This window comes from Occallatibacter riparius, from assembly GCF_025264625.1.
Lineage (GTDB): Bacteria > Acidobacteriota > Terriglobia > Terriglobales > Acidobacteriaceae > Telmatobacter > Telmatobacter riparius.
This window is the reverse complement of the sequence record NZ_CP093313.1, coordinates 596,327-614,224: the sequence shown is the minus strand read 5'-3', so window position 1 is coordinate 614,224 and position 17,898 is coordinate 596,327. Positions and strand designations below refer to the sequence as shown.

The 17,898-nt window shown below is 61.9% G+C and carries 11 protein-coding genes; 6 read left to right on the top strand and 5 right to left on the bottom strand.

Going from position 1 to position 17,898, the window contains the following annotated elements:
- Together MOP44_RS02335 and MOP44_RS02330 are read right to left on the bottom strand one after the other, a co-directional pair.
- Positions 1-2,640: an ABC transporter permease gene (locus tag MOP44_RS02335; protein WP_260794286.1), complete on the bottom strand. Its 2,640-nt coding sequence runs from the start codon at positions 2,638-2,640 to the stop codon at positions 1-3.
- Between the two features lie 3 nt (positions 2,641-2,643).
- The gene (locus tag MOP44_RS02330) at positions 2,644-2,997 is read right to left on the bottom strand and encodes a PadR family transcriptional regulator (protein ID WP_260794285.1); all 354 of its coding nucleotides are present in this window, start codon (positions 2,995-2,997) and stop codon (positions 2,644-2,646) included.
- A 257-nt stretch (positions 2,998-3,254) separates the two neighbouring features.
- On the opposite strand from MOP44_RS02330, the gene MOP44_RS02325 reads away from it, so the two are divergent.
- Complete coding sequence (locus MOP44_RS02325; RefSeq protein ID WP_260794284.1) at positions 3,255-5,534, top strand: beta-glucosidase; 2,280 nt, start codon at positions 3,255-3,257, stop codon at positions 5,532-5,534.
- Between the two features lie 158 nt (positions 5,535-5,692).
- Here the strand turns inward: MOP44_RS02325 and MOP44_RS02320 are convergent, their stop codons facing one another.
- Together MOP44_RS02320 and MOP44_RS02315 are read right to left on the bottom strand one after the other, a co-directional pair.
- Positions 5,693-7,657, bottom strand: coding sequence for a winged helix-turn-helix domain-containing protein (locus tag MOP44_RS02320; RefSeq protein ID WP_260794283.1), 1,965 nt, complete (start codon positions 7,655-7,657; stop codon positions 5,693-5,695).
- Positions 7,654-9,954 (bottom strand): winged helix-turn-helix domain-containing protein, encoded by a 2,301-nt coding sequence (locus tag MOP44_RS02315; protein ID WP_260794282.1) that lies wholly within the window; start codon positions 9,952-9,954, stop codon positions 7,654-7,656. The genes MOP44_RS02320 and MOP44_RS02315 overlap by 4 nt, the downstream gene beginning before the upstream one ends.
- A gap of 170 nt (positions 9,955-10,124) precedes the next feature.
- Here MOP44_RS02315 and MOP44_RS02310 point away from each other — a divergent pair, with 170 nt between their 5' ends.
- The 4 genes from MOP44_RS02310 to MOP44_RS02295 all read left to right on the top strand — a co-directional run bounded on the left by MOP44_RS02310 (position 10,125) and on the right by MOP44_RS02295 (position 13,779).
- Positions 10,125-10,556 (top strand): hypothetical protein, encoded by a 432-nt coding sequence (locus MOP44_RS02310; protein WP_260794281.1) that lies wholly within the window; start codon positions 10,125-10,127, stop codon positions 10,554-10,556.
- Between the two features lie 100 nt (positions 10,557-10,656).
- Positions 10,657-12,648, top strand: a complete 1,992-nt coding sequence (gene abc-f / locus MOP44_RS02305) for a ribosomal protection-like ABC-F family protein (RefSeq protein ID WP_260794280.1) — start codon at positions 10,657-10,659, stop codon at positions 12,646-12,648.
- A gap of 15 nt (positions 12,649-12,663) precedes the next feature.
- On the top strand, positions 12,664-13,242 hold the full coding sequence (locus MOP44_RS02300) for a DNA-3-methyladenine glycosylase I (RefSeq protein WP_260794279.1): 579 nt from the start codon (positions 12,664-12,666) through the stop codon (positions 13,240-13,242).
- Positions 13,243-13,323: 81 nt separating this feature from the next.
- A complete protein-coding gene (locus tag MOP44_RS02295) occupies positions 13,324-13,779 on the top strand; it encodes a hypothetical protein (protein WP_260794278.1) in 456 nt (151 codons plus the stop codon).
- 12 nt (positions 13,780-13,791) lie between these two features.
- Here MOP44_RS02295 and MOP44_RS02290 read toward each other — a convergent pair whose 3' ends face one another.
- Positions 13,792-14,907: an alpha/beta hydrolase gene (locus MOP44_RS02290; RefSeq protein WP_260794277.1), complete on the bottom strand. Its 1,116-nt coding sequence runs from the start codon at positions 14,905-14,907 to the stop codon at positions 13,792-13,794.
- A gap of 138 nt (positions 14,908-15,045) precedes the next feature.
- On the opposite strand from MOP44_RS02290, the gene ppc reads away from it, so the two are divergent.
- Positions 15,046-17,892, top strand: coding sequence for a phosphoenolpyruvate carboxylase (ppc, locus tag MOP44_RS02285; protein WP_260794276.1), 2,847 nt, complete (start codon positions 15,046-15,048; stop codon positions 17,890-17,892).
- Positions 17,893-17,898: the final 6 nt, after the last annotated feature.

The following is a 17,898-nucleotide window of genomic DNA, read 5'->3' as shown; positions in this document are numbered from 1 at the left end:
CTACTCTCGTCGCAACATGGCCATTGGATCGATGCGGGTGATGCGGCGAACGGCGATGTAGCTGGCGAAAAGCGACACCATGGCGAGAGCCGCACAGTCGAGCGCGATGAGGATGGGCTCGTTGGGGCGCGTCTGGTAGAGCACGCTGGTGAGGAGGCGCGTGAGCCCAAGCGACGCGGCGATGCCAAGCCCGATGCCGATACCTGCCAGCACCATTCCGCGCTTCAGCATCAGGCCGATGACGCCGGCTCGTTGCGCGCCGAGGGCGATGCGTATGCCAATTTCGCGGCCGCGCTGTTCAACATCGTAGGAGACCACTCCGTAGATTCCGACGATGGCGAGAAGGAAGGCGATCAACGCGAATGCCGCCATGACCTGGGTGGCAAAACGGGTACGCGCTACTGACATGGAGAGCAGCGTTTCCATGGGGACGACATCGGCGAGCGGCTGATCCTTGTCAATACGCAATACGGCCTCGCGCAGCGCGGGGATGAATGCACGGGGATCGCCGTCGGTACGAATGACAAGGGTCATGAATTGAAACCCGAGTTCGGGGTAGGACCAGTAGGCAGTGGGACGCACGGCGCTGGCGAGGCCAGCATGTTTCACGTCGCCAACGACACCGATGACGGTGCTCGGCTTATTGTCGCGTTTCATATAGATGGTGACGCGCTTGCCGATGGGGTCCTCGTGCGGCCATAGCGTCTGCGCCATGGACTGACTGATGACCACGTTGCCGGTGGCCTGGAAGGCTTCACTCTGATTGAACGTGCGGCCGCTGATGAGGGGAATGCCGAGGGTTTCAAAGAAGCCGGGTTCAACAAGAGAGACGTCCGCTACGGGCAGTTGGGAGATGGGGAGCACCGGGCGTCCTTCGACCTGCACGGCCGTGGCGGCGATGATGCCGGCGAAGGGAAGGAAGCCGTCAGCGCTTGCGGAGCGGACGCCGGGTATGGCCCGAACCGAGTCGAGCAGCCGCTCGAAGAACTGGTTCTTCTGTTCGTCCTTCTGGTAGCGGGCGTTCGGGAACTGGACCCACGCGGTGAGCACGTTCTGCGGACGGAACCCGGGATCGACGGCGACGATGCGATAGAAGCTGCGAATGAGCAGGCTCGCACCCATCAACAGCACAAGGGCGATGGCGATCTCACTTACGACTAGGATGCGGCGAGCGACACCGCGATTTTCGCCGCTACTTACAGTTCCTGCCCCCTCCTGCAAGGGCTCGCGAGGCGCGGTGCGCGCGGCGTCGAGGGCGGGGATGGTGCCGAAGAGAAGGCCGGAGAGCACGGAAACGGCAGTGGCGAATGCAAACACGCGCCAGTCGAGCCGAAGCGCATCGAGCGGAATGAGATTGGCGGGCGCGATGGATTTGAGGACAGCGAGGCAAAGGTAGCCCAAACAGAAGCCGGCCGCCCCGCCCATGAGGGAGAGCAGGCAGCTTTCCGTGAGGACCTGGCGCACCACCCGCTTGGCGGCGGCTCCAAGTGCCATGCGGATGGCGATTTCATGTCGACGCGCGGAGGCGCGAGCCAGGTTCAGCGTAGCGACGTTGGCGCACGCGATGAGCAGCACCATTCCCACGGCGGCGAGGAGCAGGCGCAGTCCCTGCGCGACCTCACCGGTGAGTTGTGCACGCAAGGGAACAAGATTCACGCTCCAGTTCTTCATGGAAGCGGGATCTTCTGCCTCGAGCCGGGACTGGAGGCTGAGCATCGCGTCCTGCGCGTGGCCGAGCGTGACGCCCTGACGTAAGAGACCGATCGCCTGCAGGTATCTGCCATGAGAGGTGCGGTTCTCGGGAGAGAAATTCATGGCCACCCAGATCTGGGGCTTCTTCTGGGAGAACGATCCCTGCTTGACGAAGAAGTCAAATCCGCGCGGCATGACGCCCACAACGGTATAGGGCTTGTCATCGAGAGTAATGGCCTGGCCAAGCACGCCGGGATCGGATGCGAAGCGCCGCTGCCATGTGTCGAAGCTGAGAACGGCGACGCGGTTCGAATTTGACTTGCCATCCTGCTCGGGCACAAAAACGCGACCGAGAGCGGCATTCACGCCAAGAATGGAGAAGAAATTCGGAGAGACCGATGCGGTCGCGATTTGTTCCGGCACATCGCCGCCAGAAAGGATCGAGGAGTCGTTGAATATGGCCGCCATCTGATCGAAGACGGTATTGTCCTGCTGCCATCGCAGAAATGTGGCGGGCGAAGTCACGTTCTGGCGTTCCCCATCGGGCATGCGGTGTTCCCAGGCCATGACGACGCGGTTGGCATTAGGAAACGGCAGCGGGCGGATGAGAGTCGCGTCGACGACGGTAAAGATGGCGGTATTGGCGCCAATTCCGAGGGCAAGCGTGAGCAGGGAAACGAGGGCAAATCCGCGATGCTTGAGCAGCATGCGAAAGCCGTAGCGGACGTCCTGCCATAGCGTCTCGAGCCAACTGACGCTATCCTGCTGTGCCATGTTGCCGAGGATGTTGGTGACGTTGCCAAGCTTGATGTGGGCGGCCCGGCGCGCTTCGGCAGGGGGCATCCCGCGCTCGATGTTGTCCTGGGTTTCAGCTTCGAGATAGGCTTCGAGTTCGGCCGCCGACTCTTCGCGGCGGGCGCGGCGCTGAAAGAAGCGTGTCCAACTCATGGTCTACTCCCGTGCGGGTTTCAAGACGCTATTTACGGCAGCAACGAGTTGTTCCCAGCGGCTGGTCTGGCGCAGAAGCTGCTTTCTACCGGCGGCGGTGAGGCGGTAAAAGCGCGCCTTGCGATTGTTCTCCGAAGGTCCCCATTCCGATTTGATCCAGCCGCGATTCTGGAGGCGGTGGAGGGCAGGGTAGAGCGAGCCGTGCTCCACCTGGAGGACCTCGTCAGAGCGGTGTTCGATGACATGGGCGATGGTGTGTCCGTGGGCCGGCCCGGGCAGAAGCGTCTGCAGGATGAGCAGATCGAGGGTTCCCTGCAGCAGGTCGGCATCCAGGGGTGGTGCGCCGGGCTTTGGCATCAGAGGCTCTCCCATAGATCATCGACTGGAGCACCAGAAGATTATCTATGGGAGTGAGGAATACACCCAGGTGCCTGCGGTTGGCAAGAGCAAAGTGACAAGCAGTCGAGAAAGTTGGACGCTGAGGTCGCGCCGATTGTATGAGCCTCACGGTGCATAATGGTCGCGCCGGGCGGGGTAGGCTTTGGCCGTCGGCTAAATGCAGCGGATTTCGATGCTGCATAGACGCGCTGCCGCGCCCGACTGAAAGAGGCTCGATGATGACTGCTGGTGGATGGATGAAGACCGTTGCGTTTGCGGCTCTGAGTTTTGCGCTGCTGCCCTCTGTTGCGCTGCGTGCGCAGATTCCGGGGATGACACCCGCGAAGCACTATGCGTGGTCCGACAAGACGCTCTCGCCCGATCAGCGGGCAGACATGGTTATCAAGGAAATGACGCTGGACGAGAAGATCCAGATGCTGCATGGGCCGGGGTGGGGAGCGATCTTTGCCAAGCCGGAGTCGGGGCCGCTGACGCGCGCGATTGCTGTGCTGGGCTTTATTCCGGGCGTTCCGCGGCTGGGGATTCCCGATCTGCAGATGACGGATTCGAACCAGGGCATCTCCCTCGCCGGGACGAATGGCCGTTATGCCACGGCGCTGCCGTCGGGTGAGGCGATGGCGGCGGCGTGGGATCCGAAGCTCTCGTGGGAGATAGGGACGATGCTGGGGCAGGAGATGCGGGCGATGGGCTTCAACATGTCGCTAGGCTCGGGCATCAACATGATCCGCGAGCCGCGCAACGGGCGCGTGTTTGAGTACAAGGGCGAGGATCCGCTGCTGGCGGGCACGCTGGCCGGAACGGAGCTGAAGGCCGAGAAGGCGCTGCACCTGATTACCGATTTGAAGCACTATGCGGTGAACGACCAGGATGCGGGGCGCATCGTGGTGAATTCAATTATCGACAAGCGGTCGATGCGGGAGAGCGATCTGCTGGCTTTTGAGATAGCGCTGAAGATTTCGGACGCCGGTGCGTTCATGTGCTCGTACAACAAGATCAACGGAACCTATGGGTGCGAGAACGAGTACACGCTGAACGATGTGCTGAAGAAGGACTTCGGGTTCAAGGGGTTCGTGGTTTCCGACTGGGGCGCGACGCAGAGCACGGTGAAGGCGGCGATGGCGGGGCTCGATATCGAGATGCCGGGGAACGACTCGTTTGGCGTGGCGCTGAAGAAGGCTGTCGAGGGCGGTGAGGTTCCGATGGACCGGCTGAACGACATGGTGCACCGCATTCTGCGGACGGAGTTTGATGCAGGGACTGTGGATGATCCGCCGCAGCCGGAGTCGCCGAATGTGATGCACGGATTCGAGGTGGCGCAGAAGACAGCAGAGCGCGGCGCGGTGCTGCTGAAGAATGCAGGGAATGTACTGCCCCTGAAGGCTGCGAGCGTGAAGTCAATTGCGGTGATTGGCGGGCACGCGGATGTGGGCGTGATGTCGGGTGGCGGATCGTCGCAGGTATCGCCGGCGGGCGGCAATCCGGTTCCGCCGCCGCCAGAGATCGCGAGGAATCCGCTCGCTTTCATGCTCCAGGTGACCTATCACCGGTCGGCTCCGCTGAAGGGCATTGCAGCGAAGGCGCCGCAGGCGGTGGTGAAGTTCGATGCGGGGACCGATCCTGCGGCGGCGGCCGCGCTGGCGAAGCAGTCGCAGGTGGCGATTGTGTTTGCAACGCAACATGCGAGCGAGGGAATGGATCTGGAGAACCTCTCGCTGCCGAACAAGCAGGACGCGCTGATTGAGGCGGTGGTTGCGGCGAATCCGCGGACCATTGTGGTGCTGGAGACGGGCGGCGCGGTGCTGATGCCGTGGCTGGACAAGGTGGCGGGCGTGGTGGAGGCGTGGTATCCGGGGATACGCGGATCGGAGGCGATTGCCAATGTGTTGTTCGGCGATGTGAATCCTTCAGGCAAGCTGCCGCTGACCTTTCCGAAGAGCGAGGCGGACATGCCGCACCCGATCCATCTGGCTCCGCCGAAGGTGGATGCGGAGCATCCGATGCCGAAGCTGGTGGGTGCGCCGGGGCTGATTGGAATGGCGATGGGCGTGGGGCCGTTCTTCGATGTGCATTACGACGAAGGGCTCAAGGTGGGCTACAAGTGGTATGACGCGGAGAACAAGACGCCGCTGTTTCCGTTCGGGTTCGGGCTGTCGTATACGACGTTTGCTTATTCGGATTTGAAGGCGACGGCCGGCGACGGCATGGATGTTACGTTCAAGTTGAAGAACACGGGCAGCCGCGCGGGTGAGGAGACGGCGCAGGTGTATTTATCGTTGCCGCCCGACACGGGAGAGCCGCCGCGCCGTCTGGTGGGATGGAGCAAGGTCACGCTGGGCCCCGGCGAACAGAAGACCGTCACCGTACATGTGGAGCCGCTGATGCTGTCAGTGTTCAACGTGGATAGGAATGCGTGGGAGCGGGTGCCGGGCGAGTACAAGGTGTCGGCGGGCGGGTCATCGCGGGATCTGCCGGTGAATGCGACGATGAAGTTTTAGCGGGCAGTAGGTAGTGACTGAAGAACAGAAATAAAATAGGGAGAGAGGGGACCGGTGTGGCCACGGCCCACTCTCTCTTCCCGCGGGAGCCCGCTAGTGCGGACCATGATGGGCGAGTGCGTCCTTCCAGATGGACGAGATCTGCGGAGGCGGCGATTTCAGGAAGGGAAACTGAGCTTTTTGAGCAGGACCTGAAAGCGATCATCCGAGCGCAGGCGCTCGGAGAACAACACAACTTTCAACATGTAAAAGCTGCCGGAGCGTTCGCTGTATGCACGTTGAAGGTATTCGATGCTCTTGTCTGTATCACCGGCTCCATCGTAGAGCACCGCAATATACCAGGGATCCACATGGCTCGTTCTCGAGAGGCGCTGTAAGCGAGCCAGCTGGGCGAAGGCTTCCTGTCGTTTTCCGGCCAGCGCATACACCCTGCCGGAGGTGCTGAGAAATACCTGGTCGTCCGGCATCATATCGAGGGCTCGGCGGCAATTCGTGACTGCTTCCGAATACATCCCCTTCGCGGCGTAGTTCCATCCCAGTTCCAGGTACGCCCCCGCGAAATGAGGATCAAGTTCGATCACCCGCGCGATTTGAGAGATGGCCTCATCGTGCCTGCGGGCCCAGTGGAGTTGCCAGGCAAGTTGGAGATTCGACGTGGGCGCAAGCGGATCGAGCCGCACCATCTCGCGTCCTTCTCTCAGGGCTTCGTCATGACGGCCCATTGCGGTCAGGAATATTCCGTACCAGGTGCGCGCCTCCACGCTGCTCGGATTCAGGAGAACCGCGCGCCTGGTTTCCTGTTCGGCGCCGGCCCAGTCCCAGTCGTAGACCAGCTTGACGGCGCCCAACATCGCGTGCGCTTCTGCAAGGCCATCATCCAGTTCTATTGCCTTCAATGCAGCGTACTTCGCAGCCGGGAACACCTCGGTAGCGGGCCGAATACCCCAGACTGCCTGGGCGCCATGAACGTTTGCGAGCGCGGTGTAAGCAGGTGCAAAGGTCGGATCAAGATCGATGGACCGGTGCAGAGCCACTTCTGCTTGTTCGAATCCGGCGTCGGTCCACTTGTTAGCCTGATACCGGCCTTCCAGGTAAGCCTGATAAGCCTCCGGATTTACGCGATGAAGGGCTGACCGCGCTGCTGGGGTTGGGGGCGCCAGTTCGCTTCGGATTGCATCACTAATGGAACGCGCCACTTTGTTTTGAACAATCAGCATGTCCTCCACTTCCGTTTCATAGCGGCTGGCCCAGAGTTGGTGGTCCGTTGCTGCATGCCGCAGGGTTGCAGTAACGCGCACGCGATTGCCGGAGCGGGCGACGGTGCCTTCAAGGACACCATCTGCTCCCAATTCCCTGGCAACCTCCGGCAAGGTCATTTTCGTGTCCTTGAACCGCATGACGGAAGTTCGTGAAATCACGCGAACGCCGCTAAATGCGCCCAACTCCGTAATCAACTCCTCGGTCATTCCATCGGCGAAGTACTCCTGCGACTGGTCACCAGAAAGGTTTTCAAACGGCAGAACTGCGATGGACTGGATTCGCGGGGGCGCGGCCGAGCGTGAGTTCCCGAGCATTGCTGCCACCCGATCTCGGAGGCCGATCACATTCAGGCCGAAGAGGATTGCAGCGACTGCGGCGATGACAACCGCTGCGACGAGCCAAGGCTTCCGACTGGAAGACGGTTTCACGATTACGCTGATCGGAACAACGCCGCCTTCCGGTTTTGCCGGCAACACAGCCGCTTCGCCTTCCCCGGGGAGGCTCTTCGTCTCGTCTCTCGACGTAACCGGCGCGATAAATCGGTAACCGTGGCGGGGAATGGTTTCGATGTAAATCGGTGCGCCGGTGGAGTCGCCGAGGGCATCGCGCAGCTTCATCATGGCGGTGTTGAGGCTGTGGTCGAAGTCAACGAAGGTGTCGGACGGCCAGAGGCGGCGGCGCAGTTCTTCACGGGTGACGATCTGGCCGGGATGTTCGAGGAGGGCGAGGAGGATCTGAAAGGACTGGTCGCGCAGCTTGATGGGGATGCCGGAGCGGCGCAATTCTCCCCTGGCGGTGTCTACTTCGAAGACTCCGAAGTGCCAGCCATGCCCGGTGCTCACGGACGCATCAGACGGAGTCATGGCTGGAACTCCATCATCTTGATCACGCCCTGCGGGTCGGATTGCGTGTAAAGAATAGTCTTCCCGTCTGCCGTGGCGCTCAGGCTGGGTTGGCCATAGGCCGCGTTCCTCTCAAGCAAGAGAATAGGAGTTATTCGGCGGGAGGCGAAGTCGTAGAACTCGATCCGCGCCCTGGGTTTCGTATCGGCGTTGATGAAGTAGATGCCTGTCCTTGTGAGCGCCCAATGTCCCCAGAACAGGAGTTGCGGCCGGCCCGCGAGGACCAGGCTTTCCTGCCCCCCTATCGCGGGCACGCTCCAGATCCCGGCCTCGTCGAATCTCGAAAAGTACACGGTCTGCCCGTCAAATGACTCGAAAGGATCGAAGCCGCCGTGCGTCGTGATCTGCGTTTCTTTTCCGGACCCGAAGGAGTGCTTCCAGACCTCTCTTCTTCCGGTGCGGTTGGAGGCGAAGTATAAGGACTTGCCGTCGCGCGACCAACTCGGCACCACGTTCTGATTGGGTCCCGGCGTGATTTGACGCAGGTTCCTGCCCTCCGCATCAATGATGAAGATCTGGTTGCCATGCGGCGTCGCGCAGTCAAACGCAATCCACCTGGCATCGGGCGACCAGCGCGGTGTGCCGGAGTAGCTGTTCAGGTGCGTTAACTGAAATGGGTTTTCTCCGTTGGAGCCGCCCGTCCAGATTTCTTCCATCCCCGCTCGCCGTTCCGCCCACACCAGCCGGGTGCCGTCTGGCGAGGGCTGCGCGTCGAGTTCCGGAAACTGGGTGGCGATCAGTTTTCTGTTGATCAGAACCTTTCCGCCCGCACCTGCAAGGTCCGATCGCCAGATGGAACGAGGTTCTCCGTTCGCCTGTTCCGCGTAGGCGAAACGGCGGCCATCTTTGGAGAATGTTCCAATAGCCGGATACACCGACTCGCGTTCGAATTGGCCGCCGTGCGCCGGGATGCGCCACAACAAATGAAACTTGGCTCTTTCGGAGACAAACACCAGGTTTTTCCCGTCGGGAGTCCACATCATATCGTCGCAACTGGAGTTGTCATCGACGAGCCGAAAGGGCTTTCCGCCTGAAATCGGCATGGTGTAGAGTTCGCAAACTGGCAGCTCTGTAGAAGGGACGAATGCCACTGTTCGTTCATCGGGTGAGAGCGCATAACTGAACCTGCGGTTTACCCCTTCGGAGCCGAAGTCAGCTAGGCACCGCTTCTGCCCGGTCTGCATTGAGAACAGCATCAAAGCGTGCAGACCACTTGCGGGACAACGGTCGATCATCAGCATCTGCGCACCGGAAAGCCAGACCACCGGTGTCGGGTAGTCATACTGGCAACTGGTCCCTGTCAGCTTGCGTTCCGGCCCTTCTTCCGATCCCGCGATGGATGGAATGGTATAGATACCGTCGTTGATGCCATCGCACCGCGTGAATGCGATCTGGGTCTGGTCGGGAGACCATGCGGGAAAGTCGACGAAGCCGGTGCTGATGTATGTAAGTCGGTGCGGTTGTGGAGAACCGATGCGCTGCACGTAGATGTCCCAGTGATCCCCTCCGCCTCCATTCCACGCAAACGCGACGTCGCGGCCGTCGGGCGATATGGCGGGGTTCCTGAAACTGCCGCGCGCGGTGGTGACGGAGTCGATGCGGAAGCTTGACGACGCCTTTCCGTCTCGATACGTGGAGGATCCCACGTGCCGATTCCGCAGGGCGAGTGTTGCGAGGGCAGCCAGCAGCGGGATTCCGATTGCCGCAATCATGAGGAGGGTCCGATGCCGGCGCGCGAAGCTCATCACCGGACTCGTTCGACGCTGAGTAGTCATAGCGGCGGCCGGCGGGATCGCCATGGATCCGGAGAGCGGCCGCTGTTCCGGCAGAGGTGGCAGGGATGAAACCGGGGCGATGAAGCGGTAGCCGTGGCGGGGAATGGTTTCGATATAGATGGGAGCGTCGGTGGAGTCGCCGAGGGCATCGCGCAACTTCATCATGGCGGTGTTGAGGCTGTGGTCGAAGTCGACGAAGGTGTCAGAAGGCCAGAGGCGCCGGCGTAGTTCTTCGCGGGTGACGATGTCGCCGGGATGTTCGAGGAGGGCGAGGAGGATTTGGAAGGACTGGTCGCGCAGCTTGAGGGGGATGCCGGAGCGACGCAATTCCCCCCTGGCGGTGTCCACTTCGAACACACCGAAGTGCCAGCCCGGCTTGGCGCTGACAGGTGCGGCCACGGCCCACTCTCTTTCCACGCGAGCCCGCGATGCGAGGGAGTTTAGCACGGGTTGCTGCGTCGCAGCAATGATGGCTCGATGCATCGCGCAGGCTAAGTCGCGGGCGTGCAATGAGGTAGGTGTCTACCTTCGATTTACGGCAAAACGATCTGCGGTGCATTGAGCGCGGAGCCGTGTGGGTGCAAGGTGAGGAGCGTCGCCGGCCGGGTTGGATGAAAGAAGGCCGGCCGGCAAAGCGAAATTGGAGGTGAATTATGAAACGCCGTCTTTCCTCAATCACTCACATGCTTGTGATGGCCGTGGCGGCAGCAACGCTGCTGAGCGGTACCTGGGCCTTTGCGCAGACGAAGGCGACTGTATACGTTCCGTTCGCGTTTACTGCCAATCATCAGACCATGGCAGCGGGCCACTACAAGCTGGAACTGCTGTCCAACCGTTTCCTGGTTTTCAGTGACAAGGGCACGGGCGAGCACAGGGCTGCCATTCTGGTCAATCCCGATTCTGCGCCGTACATTGAGACACGCGGGCGGCTGAAGTTCATCGTGGATGGGAGCAGGTATTACCTCGTCGATGTTCAGTTTGCAGGTTCGAGCCTGCACAGCACGACCGTGATCCAGCCGAGCCTGGCGCGGGAGCTGAAAGCCCAAAACACCGCCGCCTCAACTGTTGAGATTGCGATGAAGTAAGTCATCTGGAACTCGCGAGACCGGCTGCAATTGCGGCCGGTCTTGTTGTGTCTGGCGGGTTGAGATGTTGCCGTTTGCGCTCTGCGAGAATTGAGAAGGAATGCTTTCACTGCAAAATGCCGGGAAGCGGTTTGGGCCGCGCATCCTTTTTACTGAAGCCAACTGGCTGATCCGCAATAACGAAAAGACTGCGCTGGTGGGCGCCAACGGGACGGGCAAGTCCACGCTGATGAAGGTGCTGGCCGGCCTCGAGACGCTGGACTACGGCGAGCTGCAGCGCACGCGCGGGATGAGCATCGGCTACCTGCCGCAGGAGGGGCTGCGGCTCACCGGGCGGACCATCTTCGAGGAATGCCTGACGGTGTTCGACGAGATCCGCGAGATGGAAGGCGAGATCGAGCGGCTGGGCGGGCAGATGGCGGAGCTGGATCACGAGAGCGCTGAATATGCTTCGACGGCGGAGCGGTTTTCGCTTCTGCAGGAGCGGTTCCACGCGCTGGACGGCTATGCGCTGGATGCGCAGGTGGGAGCGGTGCTGACAGGGCTGGGCTTTGGCAAGGAAGACTGGAGCCGGCTAACGGATGAGTTCAGCGGCGGATGGCAGATGCGGATTGCGCTGGCCAAGCTGCTGCTGGCCAAGCCGAATCTGCTGCTGCTGGACGAGCCGACGAACCACCTGGATCTGGAAACGCGCAACTGGCTCGAGGAGTATCTGAAGGCGTATCCGTTCGGGTACATCCTGATTTCGCACGACAGGTATTTTCTGGATGTGACGATCGACCGCACGGTGGAGATATGGAACAAGCGGCTGACGATCTACAACGGGAACTACACGAAGTATCTGTCCCAGAAGGATGAGCGGAAGGCGCAGCTCGAGGCCGCGTACAAGAATCAGCGAGACCAGATCGAGCATCTCGAGGCGTTCATCAGCCGTTTCCGGTACCAGGCGACGAAGGCCAAGCAGGTGCAGTCGCGGATTAAGGAACTGGAGAAGATTGAGCGCATCGAGATTCCAGAAGAAGAGCCGGTGATCCACTTCAAGTTTCCGCAGCCACAGCCTTCGGGGCGCATGGTTGTGGAAGCCGATGCGCTGGCGAAGAGCTACGGCGAGAAGAAGGTGCTGGAGAATGTGCGGTTCACCATTGAGCGCGGCGACCGCGTGGCGCTGGTGGGGGTGAACGGCGCGGGCAAGTCGACGCTGATCAAGCTGATGATGGGGTTGGAAGCGGCGTCGGCTGGGATGGTGAAGCTGGGGCACAACGTGGTGCCGGAGTATTTTGCGCAGGACCAGTATAAGGTGCTGGACGCCGAGGCGCGGATGCTGGACGACATCAGTCGCGCCGCTGTGAAGGTTCCGGAGAGCGAGCTGCGCAGTTTGCTGGGATGTTTTCTCTTCTCGGGCGATGACGTGTTCAAGCCACTCGGCGTGTTGAGCGGCGGAGAGCGGAACCGGTTTGCGCTAGCGCGGATTCTGGTGTCGCCCTCGAATTTTCTGCTGCTGGACGAGCCGACGAACCATCTCGACATGCGCGCGAAAGACGTGCTGCTGGAGGCGATCGCGAACTTTTCGGGCACGGTGGTGTTTGTGTCGCACGACCGGTACTTTATCGATCGGCTGGCGACGCGGGTGCTCGAGGTGGAGAACGGAACGGTTACGACGTACGAGGGGAACTACGAAGACTATCTAAGAAAGAAGGAAGAGCTCGCGGCGGGGTTGATCGCGGGTTCTATTGCGAGCGCAGTTCCCACCCCGGTCTCCAAAGGCGAGAGACCGGGGGCACCCATCTCTGGGGCACCCGGGTCTATGGGAAACACCATTGTGATTGAGGGCGGGCCGGAGGGGAACGGAGCGGGAGCGAAGAACCGGCGGCTGAATCCGATCAAGCAGAAGCAGATGGAGGAGCGGTGCGCTTTCCTTGAGGAAGAAGTCCCGCGGGTGGAGGCGGCGCTGGCGCATACCGAGCAGCAGTTGGGCGTGTATGTGTCGGCGGCGGAGACGCAGCGGCTGACTACTCTTGCCGAGGATCTGCGTGGTCAGTTGCAGGCGCTTACGGCGGAGTGGGAAGAGCTGATGATGCAGTTAGAGGCGTAGTCAGCAGGAGGACGTATGACGGCAGGCGAGAAGAGCGGCAAGACTCGCTGCAAATGGTGCGGGAGCGATCCGCTGTACTGTGCCTACCACGATGAGGAGTGGGGCGTGCCCGAGCGCGATAGCCGTGCGCTGTGGGAGCTGCTGATGCTCGAGGGCTTCCAGGCGGGGCTGGCGTGGATTACGGTGCTGCGTAAGCGCGATGCGTTCCGTAAGGCATTCAAGGGGTTCGATCCGGCGAAGGTGGCGAAGTTCACGGAGGCTGACATCGAGCGGCTGCTCGGTGATCCGGGGATTATTCGATCGCGCGCGAAGATTCTGGCAACTATCCAGGGCGCGCGGATTTTCACGGAGATGAAGAAGTCGGGCCAGGACTTTGGCGCGTGGCTGTGGGGGATCACGGGAGGCAAGCCGATTCAGACCGAGACGCCATATCCGACGCAGACGCCGCTGGCCGTGGAGATGTCGAAGGAGTTGAAGAAGCGCGGATTCAAGTTCGTGGGGCCGGTGATTGTGTACGCCTTCATGCAGGCGGCGGGGATGGTGAACGATCACGCGCCGGAGTGTTTTCGACGGAAGGCCATCGCCCGCGGGTGACTTGACCATCTCGGGCTTCCCGTCAAGGATGTGCAGCATCGAACTTGTTGGACGGGAATCCTGCTCCTGAGGCTCCGAAGGATGAGCGGTTGCTCTAATCTGCCCAGACTCATCTGGGTTCAAGGCGAATACTCACAGCGTAATGCGGATGGGTTTGAGGCAGAGATCGCGCAGCCGAAGATGACGCGCGTGCAGATTGAGGCGCTGGTCTCAGGGGAATTCAGTCCGCTGCTTCTGGCGCCGGACCTGGTCTGCCGGCTGAATCGCGCGTGGGCCGGAGCGGGGCAGCATGTGCACATGCTGCAGGTGGAAGTGGTGTACGCTCCAATGAATTGCCCGCATTGCGGCGTCAGGGCGCTGTATCGCAGGGAGCGCAGGGGGTTTCTGCAGTGCCGGGTGTTTCCGCGCCTCGGGTTTTATCCGTGGAGGTGCGCGTCGTGCCGGAGGTCAGCCCTGCTTCGGCTGCGCAGCTCCAACCAGGACGAAATCGCAGGGTTCACGCCGCCGGAGACCAGGCAAGCACGTAGGGCTGCGTAATTCTCCGGCCGATCAGTGCGGCCGATATCCTTGCCAGACATAGAGCAGCGCTTCGGGCATGGTTTGTTCGCGCACGGCATGGTCAACGTGGCCGGCATTGCGGGCGAAGACGAACTGATAGTGGTAGTGCTTCGCGGCGAGGGCCGCGGCCATCTTCTCGTTGGCGCGGACCCAGTCGTGCATGTCGTCCCGCATGATGTTGGGGTTGTAGAGATCGCGGTCGCCGACTTCCGTCCAGATACGAATGGGCTTGGCGGGATTTTGCGGGATGAGCGTCTCATGCAGGCCCCATGCACCGTGCGGGGTTTCGGGGTTCCACGGCCACTGCTGGTTGATCCACGTGCCGGAGTAGGCCAGGACGCGGTGGTAGAGCTCGGGGTGATACCAGGCCATGATGAGCGAGACGGCGCCGCCGGAGCTGCCGCCGGTGGCAGCGCGGCCGTCGGGATCGTGGGTGAGCTTCACGTGGGCTTCGACTTCGACGCGCGGCAGGACTTCGGTCTCGACGAACTCGGCGTAGCGGCCGGACATGGTGTCGTACTCGAGGCCGCGCTCGCTGCCCTGGGCGTCGCCGGTGCCGTTGGCGATGGAGATGGCGACGATGGGCGGCAACTTGTGCGCGGCGATGAGAGCGTCGAGCGACTGGAAGAGCAGGCGGTCGGGGCCGTCGGCGCCCACGATGAAGGGGGCTTCAGTGCCCGGCTTGTAACTCTTTGGCACATAGACCGCGACTTTACGTGTGTAGGGCGCGGGGTGGCTGGCGGTGACAATGAGCTTTGCCGGATTGGCCGGGTCAGGCGTGCCGAAGGTGCCGGGCTCGCGCGCGATGCCGGGGTAGAGCTTGCTGTCGGCAGAGTTCATGGTGAACTCGATAACGGAGCCGCCGAGGGGGCGAGACGGATCGCCCAACTCGGGCGAGCGGGCGTGCGTGGGGCCGATGATGAAGTTGCCGTCCTTGTCAGGTGAAGGGATGGACCCATCCGGGAGTTCCGTGGCTTTCACGTAGCCGGGCGTGTTGGGATCGCGCGTGGGTGGAGCGGGGCGCTCGGTGTGAGGAGCGGGCGCTGACTGCGCCGCGAGGATGAGGGCGCTGGTGAGCAGGAAGGCAACGGGGAACCAGGAACGCATGCAGCTATTGTGCAGCATGGGATTCTGAGTTCACAGTTCGTAGTTCACAGTTCGCAGGCAACTGAGGGCTGTAGATAGGGCCCTCCGTACTACGAACTGTGACGGAGGCCCTTGCCAATCGTGGATAATCGAATCACGATGGCCCTTTTGTGGAACCCTGAAAGCTGGTCGCAGAGGCTGGCGGAGCTTGAAGCAAAGACCGGCGAGCTGAAAGAGGCGCCGCTGCGGCGCGATGTGCGATCGCTCGGCATTCTGCTGGGCGAGGTGCTGCGCGAGCAGGCCGGCGAGGACTTGTTTTCGCATGTGGAAGCGCTGCGGCAGGGGACGATTCGCCGACGCGATGCCGAGGCGCGCGGCAGCGAAGAAGAAGCCGCGCAGCATGGGGCGACGGCGCTGGATATGGTGCACTCGCTGCCGGCGGAACGGGCCATTCTGCTTACGCGGGCGTTCGCGTTTTATTTCGAGTTGATCAACCTGGCGGAGACTAACCACCGCAAACGGCGCAAGCTGGCGCTGCAACTGGCGGGCAGAGCGGAGAAGCAGCGCGGGTCGCTGGCGGGAACGCTGTGCGCCATGAAGCGCGTGGGCATTGGCGCGGAAGAAGCGCTGGAGTGGCTGCGGCGGGTGTTGATTGTGCCGGTGTTCACGGCGCATCCCACTGAGGTGGCGCGGCGCTCGGTGATGCTGAAGCGTCGCAGGATCGGGGACCTGCTGGCGGAGCTCGACCGCATTCCGATTCCTGAGCAGGATCTGGAGCGGTTGGAAGAGCTGGTGCGCGCAGAGATCACGAGCCTGTGGCAGACCGACGAGGTTCGCTCGCGGCGGCCGACGGTGTACGACGAAATCAAGATGGGGCTGGATTACTACGACGTCTCCATCTTTGAAACTCTGCCGGTGTTGTACCAGGAGATTGCGGACGATCTGCGGCTGGCGTACGGGCTGGAGCTGGATCCGCACGATCTGCCGCAGGTGCTGCGGTTCGGCTCGTGGATTGGCGGGGATCGCGATGGGAATCCGTATGTGACGCCGGAGGTGACGCGCGACGCGATCCAGCTGGCGCGCGGGCACCTGCTGCTGTTTTATGAGCACAAGCTGGACGAGATCATCGACTTGCTGACGACCAGCGCGCAGCAGCGGAATGTAAATCCGGAGCTGCTGAAGCGGCTGGAGAAGTATCTCTCGCATCTGCACACGCCCGAGACGCAGGTTTTTGGCGAGCACTATGAGTACGAGTACTACCGGCGCTTTGTGATGTGCGTGAAGGCGCGCGTGCAGCGCACGATGGATGTAGGGCGCTTTATGAGCGCGGCGGGCAAGGCGCTGGCCGTGGTGCGCCACGTGGTGTCGCATGATCACGATGAGCTGGTACAGGCGCTGCCGGCGTACTGCTCGGTGCGAAACTTCGTGGACGATCTCGAGGTGCTACGGAAGTCTCTGGCCGATAACGAAGGGTTGCGGATTGCGCGGACGCTGATCGATCCGCTGCTGCTGCAGGTGCGCACGTTCGGGCTGCATCTGCATACGCTGGACATCCGGCAGCATGCACGCTTGCATGCGCAGGCGCTGAAAGAGGCAGTTGCGGATACCGCGGCGGAGAAGCTGCCGGCGGGATTGTCCGCGGAGACGTCGAACGTGCTGGACACGTTCCGCGCGGTAGCCGAAGCCAAGAAGGGCTGCACGCCGGAGGTGATTCGGCACTACGTGATCAGCGGCGCGGCCACGGTGGATGATGTGCTGGCAGTGGTGCGATTGGCGCGGCTGGGTGGCGTGAAGGTTGAGGGCAGCGACAAAGACCCCGGGTTGATGCCGGTGCCGCTGTTCGAGTCGATTGAGGATTTGCGGAACGCTCCGGCAGTTTGCAGAGAGTTGTGGAGCCGCGAGGATTATCGCGAGCTGCTGGCCTCGTGGAATAACTGGCAGGAAGTGATGCTGGGGTATTCCGACTCGAACAAAGACGGCGGAATGCTGACGAGCACGTGGGAGATTTTCCGCGCGCATCGCGATCTGCACACAGTTGCGCGCGAGTGCGGCGTGAAGCTGCGGCTGTTCCACGGGCGCGGCGGAACGGTGGGACGCGGCGGCGGGCCGACGCATCGCGCCATCTTCGCGCAGCCGATGGACTCGTTCGAGGGGCAGTTGCGCATCACCGAACAGGGCGAGGTGCTGAATTTCAAGTACGCCGACGAGATTCTGGCGGAACGCAATCTGGAGCTGATGATTGCGGCGTCGCTCGATGCATTGGCCAGGCCGAATGCGCGTGATCCCAAGGGTCACTTTACGGGCGTGCTGAAACCGGAGTGGGAGTCGGCGCTCAACGAGCTCTCGGAGATTTCATTCGCGTTCTATCGCAAGCACATTCTCGAAAACGACGACGTGATTACGTACTTCGAGCAGTCGACTCCGGTAGGCGAATTGGAGCAGGCGAAGATCGGGTCGCGGCCGGCGCGGCGCAAGGCTACGCGGTATATCGGCGATCTGCGCGCGATTCCGTGGGTGTTCGGGTGGACGCAGTCGCGGCTGCTGGTGCCGGCGTGGTTCGGCGTGGGCCACGCGCTCAGCAAGTACCTGGAGCGGCCGGGCGCGCTGGAGCTGTTCAAGGACATGGCCCGCGAGTTCCCGCTCTTCATCGACCTGCTGCGCAACGTGGAGATGGCGCTCGGCAAGGCCGACATGGCCACCGCGCGCATGTACTCATCGCTGGTGGAGGATGCGGCGCTGCGTGATCGCGTATTGAACATGCTGGAAGCAGAGTTCCATCGCACCGTGCGCGTGGTGCTCGCTATCACCGGCCAGACGGAGCTGCTTGAAGACAACCAGGTGCTGGCGCGCTCTATCCGCCTCCGCAATCCGTATGTGGACCCGATGCACTTGATTCAGGTGGATATGCTGCGGCGCAAGCGCGCGGGCGAGGATACGCCTGAGGTGAATCGCGCGATTGCGGCGACGATCAGCGGGATCGCGGCGGGGTTGCGGAATACGGGCTGATGCTGC

Coding starts and splice junctions, on each gene's coding strand:
- MOP44_RS02310 (WP_260794281.1), top strand. CDS start 10,125: ATGAAACGCCGTCTTTCCTCAATCACTCACATGCTTGTGATGGCCGTG.
- ppc (WP_260794276.1), top strand. CDS start 15,046: ATGGCCCTTTTGTGGAACCCTGAAAGCTGGTCGCAGAGGCTGGCGGAG.
- MOP44_RS02335 (WP_260794286.1), bottom strand. CDS start 2,640: ATGAGTTGGACACGCTTCTTTCAGCGCCGCGCCCGCCGCGAAGAGTCG.
- abc-f (WP_260794280.1), top strand. CDS start 10,657: ATGCTTTCACTGCAAAATGCCGGGAAGCGGTTTGGGCCGCGCATCCTT.
- MOP44_RS02330 (WP_260794285.1), bottom strand. CDS start 2,997: ATGCCAAAGCCCGGCGCACCACCCCTGGATGCCGACCTGCTGCAGGGA.
- MOP44_RS02315 (WP_260794282.1), bottom strand. CDS start 9,954: ATGCATCGAGCCATCATTGCTGCGACGCAGCAACCCGTGCTAAACTCC.
- MOP44_RS02325 (WP_260794284.1), top strand. CDS start 3,255: ATGATGACTGCTGGTGGATGGATGAAGACCGTTGCGTTTGCGGCTCTG.
- MOP44_RS02290 (WP_260794277.1), bottom strand. CDS start 14,907: ATGCGTTCCTGGTTCCCCGTTGCCTTCCTGCTCACCAGCGCCCTCATC.
- MOP44_RS02295 (WP_260794278.1), top strand. CDS start 13,324: ATGAGCGGTTGCTCTAATCTGCCCAGACTCATCTGGGTTCAAGGCGAA.
- MOP44_RS02300 (WP_260794279.1), top strand. CDS start 12,664: ATGACGGCAGGCGAGAAGAGCGGCAAGACTCGCTGCAAATGGTGCGGG.
- MOP44_RS02320 (WP_260794283.1), bottom strand. CDS start 7,657: ATGACTCCGTCTGATGCGTCCGTGAGCACCGGGCATGGCTGGCACTTC.